Below are 14,941 nucleotides of genomic sequence, written 5' to 3'. Positions count from 1 at the left end.
GGTCGGGCGACATCCAGGACAAGGGGGTACGGCGATGGGCCGTCCAGTGGCGTTCTTCGAGATCATCAGCACCGACGCGGAGCGGGCGCGCGGCTTCTACACCGGCCTGTTCGGCTGGTCGGCCACCGACCAGGACGGTGGCTACGCCCTGGTCGACACCGGCGCCGGGGACGGCGCGATCGGCGGTGGCATCGGGCCCGCCGAGTCCCCGGGCGAGGCCGGTGTGAAGATCTACGTACAGGTCGACGACCTGGAGAAGACTCTGGAGCAGGCGGTCGCGCTCGGCGGGACGACACTGGTCGAGCCGGCCGACCTGCCCGGCGACTACGGCCGGTTCGCGGTGTTCGCCGATCCGGACGGCAACCCGGTGGGTTTGTGGGGATGAGCTGATGTTCGAGGACGAGTCCGAGACCGACGACGCCTTCCGGGCGCTGGCGGAGCCGCGACGACGCGCGATCCTGCGCCTGGTCGCCACCGACGAGCTGGCGGCCGGGGAGATAGCCGCGGCGTTCGACGTGACTCGTACCGCGATCAGTCAGCACCTGACCGTGCTCCGCGAGGCGGGGCTGGTCAGCGAGCGGCGAGCCGGGACCCGGCGGATGTACCGGGCCCGGCCCGAGGGGCTGGACGGTCTGCGGGAGTTCCTCGATGCGATGTGGAGTGACGCGCTCGACGTGGGGCGACGCCTGGTCGAGGCGGAGGCCGCCGGGGACGAGCGGACGGACGTGGCCTGAGCATGAGCGACAACGTCCGGCCGTTGCGGCGGCCCCCGATCCGGCAGTCGACGCTGGTCCGCAGTGGCCGGGAGCACACGTTCGAGGTGTTCGTCCGTGACATCGGCGTCTGGTGGCCGGCCCGCCCGCATTCGCTCGGCCAGGAGCGGGTGGTGTCGGTGACGGTCGAGCGTGAGCTCGGCGGCCGGGTCTACGAGACGTGGGCCGACGGCTCCCAGGTCGGCTGGGGCGAGGTGATCGTCTGGGCCCCGCCGGAGCGCTTCGGCATGACCTGGACGATCCTGCCGGCCGTCACCGAGGTGGAGCTCACGTTCACCGCGCTGGCGCCGGCGCTGACCCGGGTCGCGCTGGAGCACCGCGGCTGGGACCGGCTGACCGAGGAGCAGCTGGCCGGCGCCACCTCGGTGTCCGGCGGCTACGAGGCCGGCTGGAAACGCATTCTGGAGATCTTCGTGCAACACGTGGAAGGGGTTTGATCATGCGAATTCTCGCGCAGGCGGTGCACTACCCGAAACCGGAGCACCGGGACGACATCATCGCCGCGATGGGGCGGCTGCGGGCCGCGTCGTCGGGGGTCGCCGGGCTGGAGGAGATCGGCGGTTTCGAGGACCCCGAGGGTGGCCGGATCATCGCCATCTCGGTCTGGTCGTCGATGGAGGCCATGCAGGCGGGGATGGCGACCCTGGGCGCGGCGATCGCCGACGTCCCGTTCGCCGAGTGGGAGCGTCAGGCGCACTCGCTGGCCGCGTTCCCCCAGGTGGCGTAGCGGGTCACCAGCCGCCGTCCAGGAAGGCCGGCAGGGCCGGGGCGGTGGTCGCGTTCGCCGGCGCGACGACCGCAGGGAGGCGAGCGGCGCCACGGCGCCCTGCACGTTCGCCGTCACCAGGCCAGCGCGAACAACGCGGGAACCGCCGGCCGGGGGCGGCGCCGGCACGAAGGCCGCGGCCAGGACGACCGTCAGCGCCGGAAGAAGCCACGACACGAGGTCACGCGGGCGCCCGATTCTCCACTGGAGGGACGGTACACCGCGGCAGCGACCCCACGCGCCGTCCGATGGGGCGACACTGCGCGTGATCACCGAAGCCGTGGGAGACCCCGCCGGGCGGGCACGTCATGATAGGGGGGTGACGACGTGGAGCGGCGCGCTGTGGACCTGAACGAAGCGCGGGAACTCGCGGACAACCTGATGACCCGGCACGGCCTCGAGGATTGGGCCCTCACCTTCGACGATGCGAAGACGCGCGCCGGGATCTGCCGCCTGGCGGTGCAGGAGATCGGGCTGTCCCGGCCGTTGATCCGGCTGTATTCACCGGACCAGGTGACCGAGACGGTGCTGCACGAGATCGCGCACGCCCTGGCCGGCCCGGGGCACGGGCACGACCGGGTGTGGCGGGCGATCGCCGTGCGGATCGGGTGTTCCGGGACCCGCTGCGTGCCGGAGGACGTGCCCCGGGTCGAGGGCGTCTGGGAGGGCGTCTGCCCGGCCGGCCATCGGACCACGGTGCATCGCCGCCCGGTCCGGGTGCGGTCGTGTTCGCGCTGCTCGCCGTCGTTCGACAGGTCGGCGCTGTTCTCCTGGACACGAAACGGGGCGGCGGCGCCGATGCATCCGCGGTACGCCCAGGAGCTGGCCCGGCTCAGCTCCGCGCCGGTCGCCGTCGCGCCGGTGGTGGAGCTGCCGGTCGGCGCCCGGGTCCGGCTGACCGGTCGCGGCAAGTACGGCGGGCTGGCCGGCACCATCGTGAAGCGGGGCCGGTCGCGTTACCAGGTGCAGACGAAGGCGGGCCTGCTCAACGTGCCGTTCCCGATGGCCGAGCCCGCCTGAGTCACCCCAGCCAGGACCGATCCAGATCATCGGCGTACGCGCTGATCGCCCGCCGGTACTGCCGGACGTCCGGGTCCTCGGTGGTGTCGGCGAGCAGCCGCAGCAGATCGGCGACGGCCTCCCGCGCGTCCCCGGTGTTGTACCGGAGCATGGCCCGGAACACCCGCAACGGCCGGTACTCCGGGAACCGGGCCACACCGTGCGCGAACACCTCGGCGGCCTCGTCGTCCCGGCCGAGGGCCCGCAACGTGCTGCCCAGCCCGAGCAGCGCGTCCCGCAGGTCGGCCTCCGGCAGGTCCCCGGCGATCGCCGCCCGGTAGTGCGCGACCGCCTCCGCCTCCCGATCGAGCACGTCATGCGTCCACGCCGTCTGGTAGGCGACGACCGCGTCGTCGGGGAACTCGGCCCGCAAGGCCAGCAGTAGTTCCCGGGCCTCGTCCGCCCGGCCGCCGGTCCGCAGTGCGACCGCGCGGGCCAGCCGGCCGTCGTAGGGTTCCGTCGTCACCGGCCGATGGTGTCATGCCCGGCGGTCCGGGCGGCGGCGCCTCGGCCGGGGTCAGCGCGGCGCCGGGAGCCAGCCGGAGGACTCCAGCGTCCCCGGCATCCGGCGGGCCACGCCGGCCAGCAGGTCCGCCAGCTGCACCCGGGGGTCGGCACGGGAATCGGCCATCACCAGCCCGGCCAGCGGCGACCGCCCGTCGCCGTCGGCCAGCGCCCGCTGCAGGCGGGTCAGCCGGGCAGCGGTGAGGGCGCTCTGCTCGTCGTGGATCACCAGGATCGGCCGCTGCCCGTCGCTCCAGTGCCGGATCGTGGCGGCCAGCGCGGCGATCATCGGCTCCAGCGGCGGCGGGATCGTCCGGTCGCCGGCGTCCAGACGGGACACGACGGCCGCGACCCGGGCCTCGCTGATCCGGTCGAGCACGGCGCCCGCCGGGCCACCGGCCCGGGCCAGCGTGTCACGGGCGCGCAGGAACCGCCCGGCGCCGGAACGGCCGGGCGAGCGCCGCCGGGTCCGCACCATCTCGGCGAACGCGTCCAGGAACACCGCCCAGTCCTCGCCGGCCGACCGCGCCTGGAACAGGTCGTCCGCCTCGGGCCGGGGATCCCGGGTGAAAGACCGATAGGACGGCCGTCCCAGAAGCAGCTCGACGACCTGGGTGACCAGGAAGAACTCCTTGTCGATCCGGTGCACGTGGGCCCGGCCGCGCAGTCCGGCGAGCAGCCGTTCCAGCGCGGAGGAGGCGTCCGGCCGCCGCAGGAACCAGCCCGACTTCACCTCGCCCGGCGACAGCCCCAGCGCGCCGATCAGGTCGGCGGCCTCGGCCGCCGACAGGTCCACACTCGCGTGCGTGATCACCGGCTCGGTCGAACGCAGCAGGTTCGCGCCGGAGAACCCGGACTCGTCACAGGCGATCTCCAGGACGGGCCCGGTCAGCGTTCCGGACGGTGGCAGCCCACCCTGCAGCGGCGACGGCATGCCGACCATGCTGGGCCGCCGTCCCGCCGCCGACAAGCGAATTCACGCTTGCCGTGACGTACCGGTCAGGGTCCACCGCCCCGCCGGATCCCGATGACCGGATGCGGCACACGGCGACGGTCCGCTCCGTTCCGAGTGGATAGAACGTTTCTCCGGATGGCTGCAAGACGGGGTCATATCGTTTCCTGCAACTTGCGTCCAAGGGATCGCGCATTCGCCGCGCAAGTTGCACGATGTCCTTACCGGACGTCATCTCGGCACGGTGATCGTGGCCGTTTGAGGAGGACACATGCGGATCGGCGACGCCGCTGCGGCGGCCGGAACCACACCCCGGGCGCTGCGGTTCTACGAGGCGAACGGGCTGCTCCCGCCACCGCAGCGGACCGTCACCGGGCAGCGGGTCTACGGCCCGCGGGACGTGACCCGGCTGCGCGTCATCCGGCAACTGCTCGGCCTGGGCCTGACCGTCGCCGATCTGCGGGACTGCGCCGACCGCCTGCACCTTCTGGAGAGCGACAGATCTCCGGGGTACGGCAAACCCGCCCCCTGCGCCAAGCCGGCCGGAGTCGCCTCCCGCCGGATAGCCACGCTCAACGCCGAGATCGCCCGCCTGACCCGTCTCCGCGACAGGCTGGCCGCCCGTACCCGCTGAAACGCCCCGGTCCGGCCGTCACGGGTGACGGCCGGACCGGGGCGCCGGGTCAGCGGGCGGCGCGCTTGTTGTATGTGCGCTTGGCCCACACGTAGGACAGCCCCGAGATCACGGCGCACCAGGCCAGGGCGAGGTAGGCGCTGGTGCCCACGCCGGTGCCGAGCAGCAGGCCGCGCAGGGTCTCGATGATCGGGGTGAACGGCTGGTACTCGGCGAACACCCGCAGGCCGGAGGGCATCGTGTCGGTGGGGACGAAGCCGCTGCCCAGGAACGGCAGCAGGCTCAGGAACATCGGGGTGTTGCTGGCCGTCTCCACGCTGTCGGCGACGATGCCGAGCGCCACGGCCAGCCAGGTCAGGGCGAACGCGGTGGCGGCCAGCACCCCGGCCACGGCCAGCCACTCCAGTGGGGTCGCGGTCGGCCGGAAGCCGATCAGCAGCGCCACGCCGAGCACCACGAACACCGCGATGAAGATCTGCACGAGACTGCCGAGGACGTGCCCGGTCAGCACCGACGCCCGGGCGATCGCCATGCTGCGGAACCGGTCCACGATGCCCTCGGTCATGTCCATGGCCACCGAGATCGCGGTGCCGGCGACCGCCCCGGCCACGGTGAACAGCAGGATTCCGGGGGTCAGGTAGTCGACGTAGGCGTCCCGGCCGCCGCCCAGCCCGGCGCCGACCGCGCCGCCGAACACGTACACGAACAGCAGCAGGAAGATCACCGGCAGGCCGATCAGCATGATCGTCAGCGACGGATAGCGCCGCAGGTGCAGCAGCTGCCGGCGGAACATGGTGCCGGAGTCACTCAGGGTGTGCGCCAGGGTGGTCATCGGGTCTCCTCGTCGGTGCCGGTGCTCGCGGGGCCGCCGGTGAAGGCGAAGAACACGTCGTCCAGATCGGGTGTGTGAACGGTCAGGTGGTCGGGAGTGACGTGCACCCCGTCGAGGGTCGCCAGCACGGCTCGCAGGTCGGCCACGCCGCCGTCGCTCGGCACCTGAAGGGTCAGGGCGCTCTCATCACTGTGGGTGACATTCAGGACCGATGCGGCGGTACGCAGAGCGCCCGGCTCGGCGAACCGGAGCACCAGGTGGCCGCCCGGGATGCGGCGCTTGAGCTCGTCGGGTGTGCCCTCGGCGACGATCCGGCCGTGGTCGAGCACGGCGATCCGGTCGGCCAGCTGATCCGCCTCCTCCAGGTACTGCGTGGTGAGGAAGACGGTCACGCCGTCGGCGACCAGCTCGCGGACGATCCGCCACATCTCCACCCGGCTGCGCGGGTCGAGCCCGGTGGTCGGCTCGTCCAGGAAGATCAGCCGGGGGCTGCCGACCAGGGTCATCGCGAGGTCGACGCGGCGCTGCTGGCCGCCGGAGAGCAGGGACACCGGCTTGGCGGCCGACTCGGCGAGGTCGAACCGCTGGATGAGATGGTCGACTCTTCGTCGTCCCCCGGCACGGCCCAGCCGGTTCAGGTCGGCCATCAGGCGCAGGTTCTCCCGTACCGTCAGGAGTTTGTCGACCGCCGCGAACTGTCCGGTGAGGCCGATCGCCGCCCGCACCGCGTCCGCCTCGCGGACCAGGTCGTGTCCGGCGACCCGGACCGAGCCGCCGTCCGCCGCCAGCAGGGTGGCGAGGATCCGGACCATGGTGGTCTTGCCGGCGCCGTTCGGGCCGAGCAGCGCGAACACGGTGCCCTCGGTGACGGTCAGGTCGATGCCGTCGAGGACGGTCCTGGTGCCGAAGGTCTTGCGCAGGCCGGCCACCGAGACGGCGGGCCGGGCGAGAAGAGTGGTGGACATCGGTGCCTCCAGGCGGTTTCCGGGCAGGATCCATCGCCGGACGCGCCGGGAGACGGCGCGGCCGGGGTGGGAGGGAAGGGTCAGGCTCGGTGGATCAGGATGTCGCCGAAGCTGGTGCGGGCCCGGACCTCGGCCTGCTCGTCGGTCTCGGCGGGGCCGTCGGTGCTGGTCATCTCGTTGCGGACACGGCCGTAGGTGGTGTGCACGTCGAGGCGGGCGGCGGTGCCCCGCCGGATGCCGATGTCGATGCGGCCCGCCGCGGTCCGCAGCGTGGCGGTGCCGCGGACCAGCTCGCCGATCCGGATGTCGCCGTTCGCGGTGTTCGCGGTCAGCGCGCCCGCCGCGTGGTCGGCGATGATGTCGCCGTTGGCCGAGTTGATCCGCAGCTCACCGGCGGCGTGACCGACCCAGCTCTGGCCGTTGCCGTTCTTCAGGACCGCCGGGCCGGCCACCGACCGCACGTGCAGCTTGCCGGACCCGGTGGTGAGTTTGGCGTCACCGCTCACCGTCTCGGCGGCGACCAGGCCGAACCCGGTCGTCAGGGTGACGTTGCCGGCCTGCTCGACCTGTACGTCGCCGGCGCCGCTGCGCAGCCGGCAGTCGCCCAGCTCACCGGTGCAGGTGATGGCGCCGGCGCCGACCTTGGCGTCCACCCCGGAACCCGACGGCAGCTCGACGACCAGGTCGATGACGCCGACCTTGCCGAACACGCCGAGCGTGGGGTGCCGCGGGCCGCGGACGGTGAGGGTGCCGGAGACCAGCTCGGCTCGGGTCTGCTCGGCGGCCCGGCGGTCGCGGTCCTTGCTCTCGTCGGCGGGGCGCACGTGCACCACCGTGTCCGGCCGGTCGGTCGCGACGATGCGCACGTCACCGGCGAGGATGTCGATCTCGGCGGAGATGGGGCCGGGGGTGTCGAAGGAGGGCATGCGGGTCTCCGTTTCGCAGTCGGGGGGTGTCAGCGAACCCAGCCGGTGAAGCGCTGAGCGCCACTGGTCGGGGTCACGGTCGGGGGTCGCTGCCGGTCACCGTCGGCCGCGGCGGCCGCGGCCCGGATCAGCCAGGTGTTGATCGAGACTCCGTCACGGGCGGCGGCCTGCTCGATCCGGCCCTTCAGATGCTCCGGCAGGCGCAGACTGATCCGGACGGTCGCCTCGTCCTCACCCGGTGCGGGCGCCGGCGCCGGAACCGGGTCGGGCGGGGGCGGCACCGGTGCGGCGTCGGTCCACGGGTCGGCCGGGGCCGGTGTCACGACGAAGCTGGGCTCGCGGTTGCGCAGGCGCAGGTCGACCGAGCCGGGGGCCAGGTCGCGGGTGATCTCGGCGGCCGCCTCGGACAACGCGTCCAGCAGGGCGAGGCGGGTCGCCGACTCGAGCGGCGCGGTGAGGCGCTCAGCCAGCTCACGGGCATCCTCGCCACCGGCCGCGGCAGCGAGCGCAAGCTCATGACGCAGGGCGTCGATGTAGGGGCGCAGTTCCATGGCACCACTATGGCATCACCGTGATGCCACGCGCAACCCTGTGGCATCATCGCGGCATCAAATGGCACCATGACGGCATCACGATGGCGCCCGGACGGGTCAGCCCTCGAAGACCGCCACCAGGCGCTCGCACCGGAGCGGATCCTCGGTCAGCCCGGCGCCGAGGCCCCACAGCCAGTAGTCGACGGCTCGATACAGCACCCAGTCACGCGCGTGGTCCCGATCCAGGGCGGCGGCGCGGACGGCGATGTCGAAGCCGCGGACGACGTCGACCGGCGCGGGCATCTCGTCGAGACGTGTCCACAGCACGCGGCCCAGGTCGAAGGCCCGGTCGCCGCGCATCAGAACCGGGTCGACCATGAGCCACGGCTCCCGGCCGCCGCGCAGCACCTGTGCCGAATGCAGGTCGGCGTCGACCGCGTCACCGCCGCCGCCGCGCGACAGCCGCTCACCGACGGTCAGCGCCCGGCGCAGGATCCGCTCGTCGAACGGCCGGCCCAGCCGCTCCCACTCGCCGCCCAGAGCCGCCACCCGCCCGGCGACGGCGTCGGCCGTGCTGCGGACGTGGTCCGGGGCGGGCACCGCGAGACGGCCCATCATCGTGCCCAGCACGTGCATCGCCTCGTCCACCGGCACGTCCCGCAGCGAGACGCCACTGAGCCGTTCCAGCAGCATCACCCCGGCATCGGCATCGGCGTCGACAAGCCGGACCGTCCCGCGCCCGTCCCAGAACCGCAACGCCGCCACCTGCCCCGTGACGTCGGGGCCCGGCGGGGCGAGCCGCAGCATCAGCCTCTCCCCGCCCCGGCGCACCGGCACGACCAGCGCGGTGGAGCCGTGCGCCGGCTCGCCGTCGAGGGTCAGGCGCCATCGCGCGCACTGTGCCCGGACCAGCTCGGGCAGCCCGGCCAGCCACTCACCCCCGCCGCGCCACCATCGTGGCGACTCGAGAAACGACACCGGCACCGTCAGCCCGTCCATCCGGAGCACCGTAGTGCAGACCCGGCCGGTTCCCCACGCCTTTTCCCGTGCCGGGAGACAGCGCTGCGAGCCGGCCGGGAACGGCGTGGACGCCGGGTCAGGTGTAGGGTGCCGAGGCCTCGACGATCGCGCGGAACCGGGCGGCGGCCGGGCCCGGTGGACGGTCGGCGCGCCAGGTCAGGCCGACGACCCGTTCGGCGCCGGGGGCGGCCAGGGGCAGGCCGACCGTGCCGGTGGCGCCGGCGAAGCTCTCCGGCACCAGCGCGACACCGAGGCCCGCCCCGACCAGGCCCTCGATGGTCGCCAGGTCTCCGATCTCCAGCGCGATGCGCGGGGTTACACCGGCCGCCGCGAACAGGCCGTCGATCAGGACGCGGAACCCGAATCCGGGCGGCACCGTGACGAAGTCCTCGCCGGCGGCGTCGGCCAGGCGCGCCCGGCGGCGCGGGACCAGGCGATGGCCGGGCGGGACGATCAAGGCCAGCTTCTGCTTCTGGAGGGGGAGCCAGCCGTACGGCCCGCGCGGCTGCGGGGAGATCAGCGCCAGCTCGGCCGCCCCCGACTCCAGGTCGGGCAGGATGACGTGGCCGGGCTCCTGGCGCAGCTCCACCCGCAGCCGGGGAGCCCGCTCGCGCACGTCGTGCAGGATCCGCGGCACCAGTGACGTGGCCATCGAGTCGAGGAACGCCAGCCGCACCGTCCCCGAGTCCGGGTCGAGCAGGCCGGCCAGGTCACGGCACAGGCGGTCGTAGCGGCCGACCAGGTCACGGGCCGCGGTCAGGGTCAGCTCACCGAGCGGGTTCGGGTGCACGCCGCGGGCGTCCCGCTCGAACAGCCGCGCCCCCAGCTCGGCCTCCACCCGGGCGAGCAGGCGGGACAGGCTCGGCTGGGTGGTGCCCAGCGCGGCGGCCGCCTCGGTCACGTGTTGATGATCACCGAGTGCGAGCAGGGCACGCAGATCTTCCAGCTGCATCACGCGCAGCATACGCCGTACGCATGAGGTCGATGATTTTCATGCATTGGACGTATGCGGCCGCCACCGCGAACAGTGAGTCCCGTGAGCAGATATCACCGGGCCTGCCTAGCCCTGTTCGCCGCCGGCGTGGCCACGTTCGCCCTGCTGTACAGCGTTCAGGCGCTGCTGCCGGAGCTGTCTCGGGCGTTCGGCGTGACCCCGGCGCAGAGCTCCTGGTCGCTGTCGGCGGCGACCCTCGGCCTCGGGGTGGCGCTGCTGGTCACCGGCCCGCTCTCGGAGAGGACCGGGCGTACCCCGCTGATCCATCTGTCGCTCACGCTGTCCGCGCTGGCCGGGCTGGCGTGCGCGTTCGCACCGACCTGGCACGCGCTGCTGGGCCTGCGGCTCGTCCAGGGCGTGACGCTCGCCGGGCTGCCCGCGGTCGCCACCGCCTACCTGCGTGAGGAACTGCCCGCCGACCGTCAGGGCCGGGCCGCCGGGCTGTACATCGGGGGCACCGCGCTCGGCGGGATGACCGGACGGCTGATCAGCTCGGTCGTCGCGGAGGCGTACGGCTGGCGGCTGTCCCTCGCGGCGGTGGCCGCCGTCGGCCTGGCCTGCGCGGTGATCGTCGCGTCGCTGCTCCCCGCGTCGCGCAACTTCGCCGCCGGACCGCACGTGGCCCTGTCCCGCCGGGCTTTCACCGACCCGGCACTGCTCAGCCTGTACGGGATCGGCGCCGTCGCGATGGGATCGTTCGTCGCCGTCTACAACGCCATGGGATTCCGGCTGACCAGCGCACCGTTCACGCTCGGGGCGGCCGCCGCCGGCGCCGTCTTCCTCGTCTACCCGGCGGGCACGCTCAGCTCGTCGATCGCGGGCCGGCTCGCCGACCGGCACGGACGCCGCGCCGTCCTGCCGTTCGGATTCCTGCTCACCGCGGCCGGGCTGCTGCTCACGCTGCCCGACCACCTGGCGCTCACGGTGGCCGGGCTCGCGGTGATGACCGCCGGGTTCTTCTGCGTGCACGGCGTGGCCAGCGGCTGGGTCCCGGTCCGCGCGCACGCCGGCGGGGTCCCGGCCGGTCAGGCCGCGTCGCTCTACCTGTTCGCCTACTACGCCGGGTCGTCGCTGTTCGGCAACCTGGCCGGGACCGCCTGGTCGTACGGCGCCTGGCCGGCCGTGGTGCTGCTGGCCGCGGCGTGCCTGGTGGCCGGCGGGCTGCTCGCGACGTCGCTGCGCCGCGTGCCGTCCCTGGTCACCAGCCCGTGACGGTCACGGGGCGGTCTCCAGGGCCAGCTCGACCCGGTCGAGGTAGTTGAACCACCACTCGCCGTCGTTGTGGTAGGACGCGAGCAGGTTGGCGGCGAGCACATAGGCCACCAGGACCGCGCGCTCGATCGGCATGACGGTGTCCACCGTGGCGCCGGCATAGTAGGTGGCGAGGAACGTCTCGATCTCGTCGGCGGTCAGGTCGGTCCAGTTCTCCGCATCGGCCACTTCCTCGGCCACCGCACGGATCTCCTCGGCCGGCGGCTGTCCGCGGTACTGCTCCTGCAGAACCGCGAACACCACGGAGGCGGCAAGCCGGTACCCGGCAGTTGCCACCTCCGGCCCGCTCAGTGCGACGAGCGCGTCCGCGAACCGCGCGACGTCCCTCTTCACGACGGCGTCCAGGGCCTCCCGGACGAGCCGTTCCGCCTTGCTATCGATGTGCATTACGCGCGCCTCTCCACACTTTCACGACCGCCGCGGCCCCGATCGTGCCGAACGCCGTTCCGAGCGTGGCGAAGACACCTGTCGCGATCGCCACCGGAAGGGTGGGCAGATAGGCGGCGAAGGTGCTCACCGCGCCTCCGGCCGCGCCGGCCACCACGCTCCCGACGACCCCCACGACGTCCCTGGTCCGGACCGCGGCCGGGGGAGCGCCCCGGCCGTCGCCGTCCCGGCGGCTGCGATCGGGGCGCCGCGACGGCGACGGCGATGCTTGTGCTGGCGGCCCACTGGACGAGCCGCCTGCTATTCAAGTACGCCCGCGCGCCTGATCCGCCTGGGTGATCGCCTCATCGATCGTCGCGATGGCGGCGGTGATCTGCGCCAAGCCGCTCTCGATGGTGGACTTGACCACCGCCAGGTCCGCCGCGAGCCCCTCGGCGTTCATCGCGTTGGCCTGCGCGATGAATTGCTCGGTCTCGGATATCGCGCCCCCCGCCTCGCTGACCGCCTCATCGGCGCTGGAGACCACGGATCGCAATTGGCTGGTGATCTCGTCGATGGATGCCACAGCCGGACCTCCCCCATGTATCGATGATCCGCGGATGCTAACGGATCTCTGTCACGTTTGTCCGGCCGGTGACGGCGTGTCCCGACGCGCCCCCGCGACCGGACATCGATCCGCTACGCTGCCCCGGATCGACCGGCCGTCTACGGGGGAGAGCGAGTGCGGGCGTACCGACGGTGGTTCCGTGCGGCGGTGACCGCCCATCGCCGCGCCGCCGGCCTGATCGCCGATGCCGAGGCCGCCCTCGACCGGCAGTACGACGCCCTCGACCACGACGCGAGCCCGGCCCGGCAACGCGAGCTGACCGCCGGGCTGCGGCGCGTCGTCGACGGTCTGCCGGCCTGGCTGAGCCGCCCGCTGACCGACGACCTCCTCGACCACCCGCTCGGCCGGGACGCCGCGCCGGACGCGCCGCTCTGCCTGAAGGTCGGTGACGCGTCGCTCGGCGAGGACCGGGAGTTCGGGGCGGTGGCGCCGTTCCTGGGCGCCGGGCACCTCACCGTCGACCGGGACGCCGGTGATCCCGCCGTCGCCGCGTGGCTGCGGGGCGTCCTGGTGCGGGTGCTGGCCGCGCTGCCGGGCGACGCGCTGCGGGTGCTGCCGGTCGACGGCGGTGGTCTCGGCTCGGTGTTCGTGCCGTTCCAGCCGATGATCGACGCCGGGCAGTGGGCGGCGCCGGCGACCGACCGGGACGCGTTCCGCGACGCCCTGGCCACCGCCGAGCAGCGGGTGAGCGCGGCACAGGCCGGACAGCCGCGGCGGGAGGCTCTGCTGCTGGCGGTCGCGGCGCTGCCCGGCGACATCGGCGAGCGGGATCACGACCGGCTCGCCGCCCTGGCCTACGCGGGCCCGGCGTCCGGCGTGTTCCTTCTGATCGCCGGGTGGCCGCCGGCGCCGCCGCCGCACGCCGGCCCGCCACCGCGCCTGTCGCACACCACGGAACTCTTCACCGAGCAGGACGAGTGGTTCGGCATGTCCGAGCCGGCCGGCGACGAGTCCTACTCGCCGGACGGCAGCGGCTTCCCGGCCTGGCTGACGCTGGACGCGGGCGCGGGCCCGGAGTTCGCCGCCCGGATCAGCCGTCGGGTCGCGGAGAGCGTGACGGCCGCGTCCCGTACCGATCTGGCGGGCCTGCTGCCGGACCGGATCTGGCAGGAGTCGTCGGCGGACGGGCTCAGCGCCCGGGTGGGTATGGCGGGCCGGGATCCGTACACGCTGTCGCTGGACGATGCGACGCCGCACGCGCTGATCGCCGGGCGCTCCGGTGGCGGCAAGACGAACCTGCTGCTGGTCCTGCTCTACGCGCTGGCGTCGCGCTACTCCCCCGGCGAGCTGACCCTCTACCTGCTCGACTTCAAGGAGGGCGTGTCGTTCGCGGAGTTCACCGCGACCGCCACCGACCCGTCGTGGGTGCCGCACGCGCGCACCGTGGGCATCGAGTCGGACCGGGAGTACGGGCTGGCCGTGCTGCGCCGGCTGGAGCGGGAGATGAACCGCCGGGCCGCCGCGCTGAAGCGGCACGGCGTGACCAAGCTGGCCCAGTTGCGCGAGGCCGCCCCGGACCTGCCGATGCCGCGGATCCTGGCGGTGATCGACGAGTTCCAGGTCCTCTTCGCGGGCAACGACCGGGTGGCCCGGTCCGCGGCCGGGTCGCTGGAGAGTCTGGCGCGCAAGGGGCGGTCGTACGGCATCCATCTGATCCTGGCGTCGCAGACGCTCTCCGGCATCGAGGCGCTGTACACCAAGAAGGAGTCGATCTTCGGCCAGTTCCCGCTGCGGGTGGCGCTGCCGGGCGGGTCGGGGATCCTGGACGCGACGAACTCCGCCGCGGACGGGCTGGCCGTAGGCGCCGCGGTGGTCAACGACGCGGGCGGCTACGTGGGTGGCAACCGGGTGGTCCGTTTCCCGTACGCCGAGCCGGACGTGCTGAACGCCCGCCGCCGTCTGCTGTGGGAGTCGCGCCCGCCGGGCGGGGAGCCGCCGGCCGTGTTCGTCGGTTACGCCGAGGCACACGTGGTCCCCGGCCCGGCCGACGGGCCGGTGCGGGCGCTGGCCGGCTTGGCGGTCGACGTCGGCTCGCCGGCCGCCTCGTTCGTCCTCGACGCGCGGCCCGGGCGTCACGTGGCGGCGCTGGGCACCTCGCCGGTCGGCGGCGACATCGTGCACGCCGCGGCGTTCGGGCTCGCCCACCGGCACGAGCCGGGCACGGCCCGTTTCGTGCTCGCCTGCCTGGCGCCGGACGCGGGCGGGACACGCGACCTGATCCGGGCCGATCTCGGCGCGGCCGGGCACGCCGTCGACGAGGTCGACGCCCACGGACTGCGGGCGGTGCTGGCCGGGACCGCCACGCCGGGCGGCGCCGGGCAGCGGCCCACCTATCTGCTGGTGCTGGCGGCCGAGACGGCGATGCCGGTGCTGGCCGAGCGGGGACCGGACCGCCGGACCGGCCTGGACGACCTGCGCACCGTGCTGCGCGAGGGACCGGGCCGGGGCGTGCACCTGCTGAGCTGGTGGCGGCTGCCACGCCGGTTCGCCGAGGCGGTCGGCGGGTCCGCCGGGCGCGACGACGTCGCCTGCCTGGTCGTGGTCAATGTGGTCGCCACCGAACTGGGCGCGCTGCTCGGCGATCACACGGTGGCCTGGGAGCCGCGGCCGAACCGGGCGTTGCTGATCGACCGCCACGACAACCGTATGCAGCTCATCGTGCCGTTCGTCCAGCCGGGACGCTTCGACACGTTCGACCTCGACCAGGAGTGACCACT

General features: G+C 73.6%; 18 protein-coding genes. 8 read left to right on the top strand and 10 right to left on the bottom strand.

What is annotated here, in order from left to right; genetic code table 11:
• The first annotated feature begins 34 nt into the window (after positions 1-34).
• The 5 genes from BM290_RS40740 (at position 35) to BM290_RS40720 (ending at position 2,559) form a co-directional block, all read left to right on the top strand.
• Positions 35-385 (top strand): VOC family protein, encoded by a 351-nt coding sequence (locus BM290_RS40740; RefSeq protein ID WP_093621333.1) that lies wholly within the window; start codon positions 35-37, stop codon positions 383-385.
• Positions 386-389: 4 nt separating this feature from the next.
• On the top strand, positions 390-734 hold the full coding sequence (locus BM290_RS40735; protein WP_093621332.1) for an ArsR/SmtB family transcription factor: 345 nt from the start codon (positions 390-392) through the stop codon (positions 732-734).
• 2 nt (positions 735-736) lie between these two features.
• Entirely contained in the window at positions 737-1,210 is a 474-nt protein-coding gene (locus BM290_RS40730) for an SRPBCC domain-containing protein (RefSeq protein WP_093621331.1), read from the top strand.
• A 2-nt stretch (positions 1,211-1,212) separates the two neighbouring features.
• Positions 1,213-1,500: an antibiotic biosynthesis monooxygenase gene (locus tag BM290_RS40725; RefSeq protein WP_093621330.1), complete on the top strand. Its 288-nt coding sequence runs from the start codon at positions 1,213-1,215 to the stop codon at positions 1,498-1,500.
• Between the two features lie 366 nt (positions 1,501-1,866).
• On the top strand, positions 1,867-2,559 hold the full coding sequence (locus BM290_RS40720) for a SprT-like domain-containing protein (protein ID WP_239143849.1): 693 nt from the start codon (positions 1,867-1,869) through the stop codon (positions 2,557-2,559).
• A gap of 1 nt (position 2,560) precedes the next feature.
• On the opposite strand, the gene BM290_RS40715 is transcribed toward BM290_RS40720, so the two are convergent.
• Positions 2,561-3,064: a tetratricopeptide repeat protein gene (locus tag BM290_RS40715; RefSeq protein ID WP_093621328.1), complete on the bottom strand. Its 504-nt coding sequence runs from the start codon at positions 3,062-3,064 to the stop codon at positions 2,561-2,563.
• Positions 3,065-3,115: 51 nt separating this feature from the next.
• A complete protein-coding gene (locus BM290_RS40710; protein WP_203779559.1) occupies positions 3,116-4,036 on the bottom strand; it encodes a hypothetical protein in 921 nt (306 codons plus the stop codon).
• A 289-nt stretch (positions 4,037-4,325) separates the two neighbouring features.
• Between BM290_RS40710 and BM290_RS40705 the strand changes: the two genes are divergently transcribed.
• Positions 4,326-4,688: a MerR family transcriptional regulator gene (locus BM290_RS40705; protein WP_093621326.1), complete on the top strand. Its 363-nt coding sequence runs from the start codon at positions 4,326-4,328 to the stop codon at positions 4,686-4,688.
• 49 nt (positions 4,689-4,737) lie between these two features.
• Here the strand turns inward: BM290_RS40705 and BM290_RS40700 are convergent, their stop codons facing one another.
• From BM290_RS40700 to BM290_RS40675, 6 genes are all read right to left on the bottom strand, one after another.
• A complete protein-coding gene (locus tag BM290_RS40700; RefSeq protein WP_093621325.1) occupies positions 4,738-5,520 on the bottom strand; it encodes an ABC transporter permease in 783 nt (260 codons plus the stop codon).
• Positions 5,517-6,485, bottom strand: a complete 969-nt coding sequence (locus BM290_RS40695; protein WP_093621324.1) for an ATP-binding cassette domain-containing protein — start codon at positions 6,483-6,485, stop codon at positions 5,517-5,519. The genes BM290_RS40700 and BM290_RS40695 overlap by 4 nt, the downstream gene beginning before the upstream one ends.
• 80 nt (positions 6,486-6,565) lie before the next feature.
• The gene (locus tag BM290_RS40690) at positions 6,566-7,411 is read right to left on the bottom strand and encodes a DUF4097 family beta strand repeat-containing protein (protein WP_093621323.1); all 846 of its coding nucleotides are present in this window, start codon (positions 7,409-7,411) and stop codon (positions 6,566-6,568) included.
• Between the two features lie 29 nt (positions 7,412-7,440).
• Positions 7,441-7,962 (bottom strand): hypothetical protein, encoded by a 522-nt coding sequence (locus BM290_RS40685; protein ID WP_093621322.1) that lies wholly within the window; start codon positions 7,960-7,962, stop codon positions 7,441-7,443.
• Between the two features lie 99 nt (positions 7,963-8,061).
• Positions 8,062-8,943, bottom strand: coding sequence for an aminoglycoside phosphotransferase family protein (locus BM290_RS40680; protein ID WP_093621321.1), 882 nt, complete (start codon positions 8,941-8,943; stop codon positions 8,062-8,064).
• A 97-nt stretch (positions 8,944-9,040) separates the two neighbouring features.
• The gene (locus BM290_RS40675) at positions 9,041-9,916 is read right to left on the bottom strand and encodes a LysR family transcriptional regulator (RefSeq protein ID WP_093621390.1); all 876 of its coding nucleotides are present in this window, start codon (positions 9,914-9,916) and stop codon (positions 9,041-9,043) included.
• An 84-nt stretch (positions 9,917-10,000) separates the two neighbouring features.
• Between BM290_RS40675 and BM290_RS40670 the strand changes: the two genes are divergently transcribed.
• Positions 10,001-11,170 carry an MFS transporter gene (locus tag BM290_RS40670; protein ID WP_239143850.1) on the top strand — a complete coding sequence of 390 codons (1,170 nt, stop codon included), beginning with the start codon at positions 10,001-10,003 and terminating at the stop codon, positions 11,168-11,170.
• A gap of 3 nt (positions 11,171-11,173) precedes the next feature.
• Here BM290_RS40670 and BM290_RS40665 read toward each other — a convergent pair whose 3' ends face one another.
• Together BM290_RS40665 and BM290_RS40660 are read right to left on the bottom strand one after the other, a co-directional pair.
• On the bottom strand, positions 11,174-11,617 hold the full coding sequence (locus tag BM290_RS40665) for a hypothetical protein (RefSeq protein ID WP_093621319.1): 444 nt from the start codon (positions 11,615-11,617) through the stop codon (positions 11,174-11,176).
• 304 nt (positions 11,618-11,921) lie between these two features.
• Positions 11,922-12,182 carry a hypothetical protein gene (locus tag BM290_RS40660; protein ID WP_093621318.1) on the bottom strand — a complete coding sequence of 87 codons (261 nt, stop codon included), beginning with the start codon at positions 12,180-12,182 and terminating at the stop codon, positions 11,922-11,924.
• Positions 12,183-12,338: 156 nt separating this feature from the next.
• Here BM290_RS40660 and BM290_RS40655 point away from each other — a divergent pair, with 156 nt between their 5' ends.
• Positions 12,339-14,936, top strand: coding sequence for an FtsK/SpoIIIE domain-containing protein (locus tag BM290_RS40655; RefSeq protein ID WP_425319653.1), 2,598 nt, complete (start codon positions 12,339-12,341; stop codon positions 14,934-14,936).
• Positions 14,937-14,941 lie beyond the last annotated feature (5 nt).

Source organism: Actinoplanes philippinensis, from assembly GCF_900113015.1.
GTDB lineage: Bacteria > Actinomycetota > Actinomycetes > Mycobacteriales > Micromonosporaceae > Actinoplanes > Actinoplanes philippinensis.
This window is presented reverse-complemented; position numbering and strand designations above follow the sequence as displayed.

What these genes read in the sequence shown, in the direction of transcription:
- BM290_RS40675 (WP_093621390.1), bottom strand. Translation starts at nt 9,916, where the DNA reads ATGCAGCTGGAAGATCTGCGTGCCCTGCTCGCACTCGGTGATCATCAA.
- BM290_RS40725 (WP_093621330.1), top strand. Translation starts at nt 1,213, where the DNA reads ATGCGAATTCTCGCGCAGGCGGTGCACTACCCGAAACCGGAGCACCGG.
- BM290_RS40665 (WP_093621319.1), bottom strand. Translation starts at nt 11,617, where the DNA reads ATGCACATCGATAGCAAGGCGGAACGGCTCGTCCGGGAGGCCCTGGAC.
- BM290_RS40685 (WP_093621322.1), bottom strand. Translation starts at nt 7,962, where the DNA reads ATGGAACTGCGCCCCTACATCGACGCCCTGCGTCATGAGCTTGCGCTC.
- BM290_RS40680 (WP_093621321.1), bottom strand. Translation starts at nt 8,943, where the DNA reads ATGGACGGGCTGACGGTGCCGGTGTCGTTTCTCGAGTCGCCACGATGG.
- BM290_RS40700 (WP_093621325.1), bottom strand. Translation starts at nt 5,520, where the DNA reads ATGACCACCCTGGCGCACACCCTGAGTGACTCCGGCACCATGTTCCGC.
- BM290_RS40705 (WP_093621326.1), top strand. Translation starts at nt 4,326, where the DNA reads ATGCGGATCGGCGACGCCGCTGCGGCGGCCGGAACCACACCCCGGGCG.
- BM290_RS40710 (WP_203779559.1), bottom strand. Translation starts at nt 4,036, where the DNA reads ATGCCGTCGCCGCTGCAGGGTGGGCTGCCACCGTCCGGAACGCTGACC.
- BM290_RS40695 (WP_093621324.1), bottom strand. Translation starts at nt 6,485, where the DNA reads ATGTCCACCACTCTTCTCGCCCGGCCCGCCGTCTCGGTGGCCGGCCTG.
- BM290_RS40740 (WP_093621333.1), top strand. Translation starts at nt 35, where the DNA reads ATGGGCCGTCCAGTGGCGTTCTTCGAGATCATCAGCACCGACGCGGAG.
- BM290_RS40690 (WP_093621323.1), bottom strand. Translation starts at nt 7,411, where the DNA reads ATGCCCTCCTTCGACACCCCCGGCCCCATCTCCGCCGAGATCGACATC.
- BM290_RS40730 (WP_093621331.1), top strand. Translation starts at nt 737, where the DNA reads ATGAGCGACAACGTCCGGCCGTTGCGGCGGCCCCCGATCCGGCAGTCG.
- BM290_RS40735 (WP_093621332.1), top strand. Translation starts at nt 390, where the DNA reads ATGTTCGAGGACGAGTCCGAGACCGACGACGCCTTCCGGGCGCTGGCG.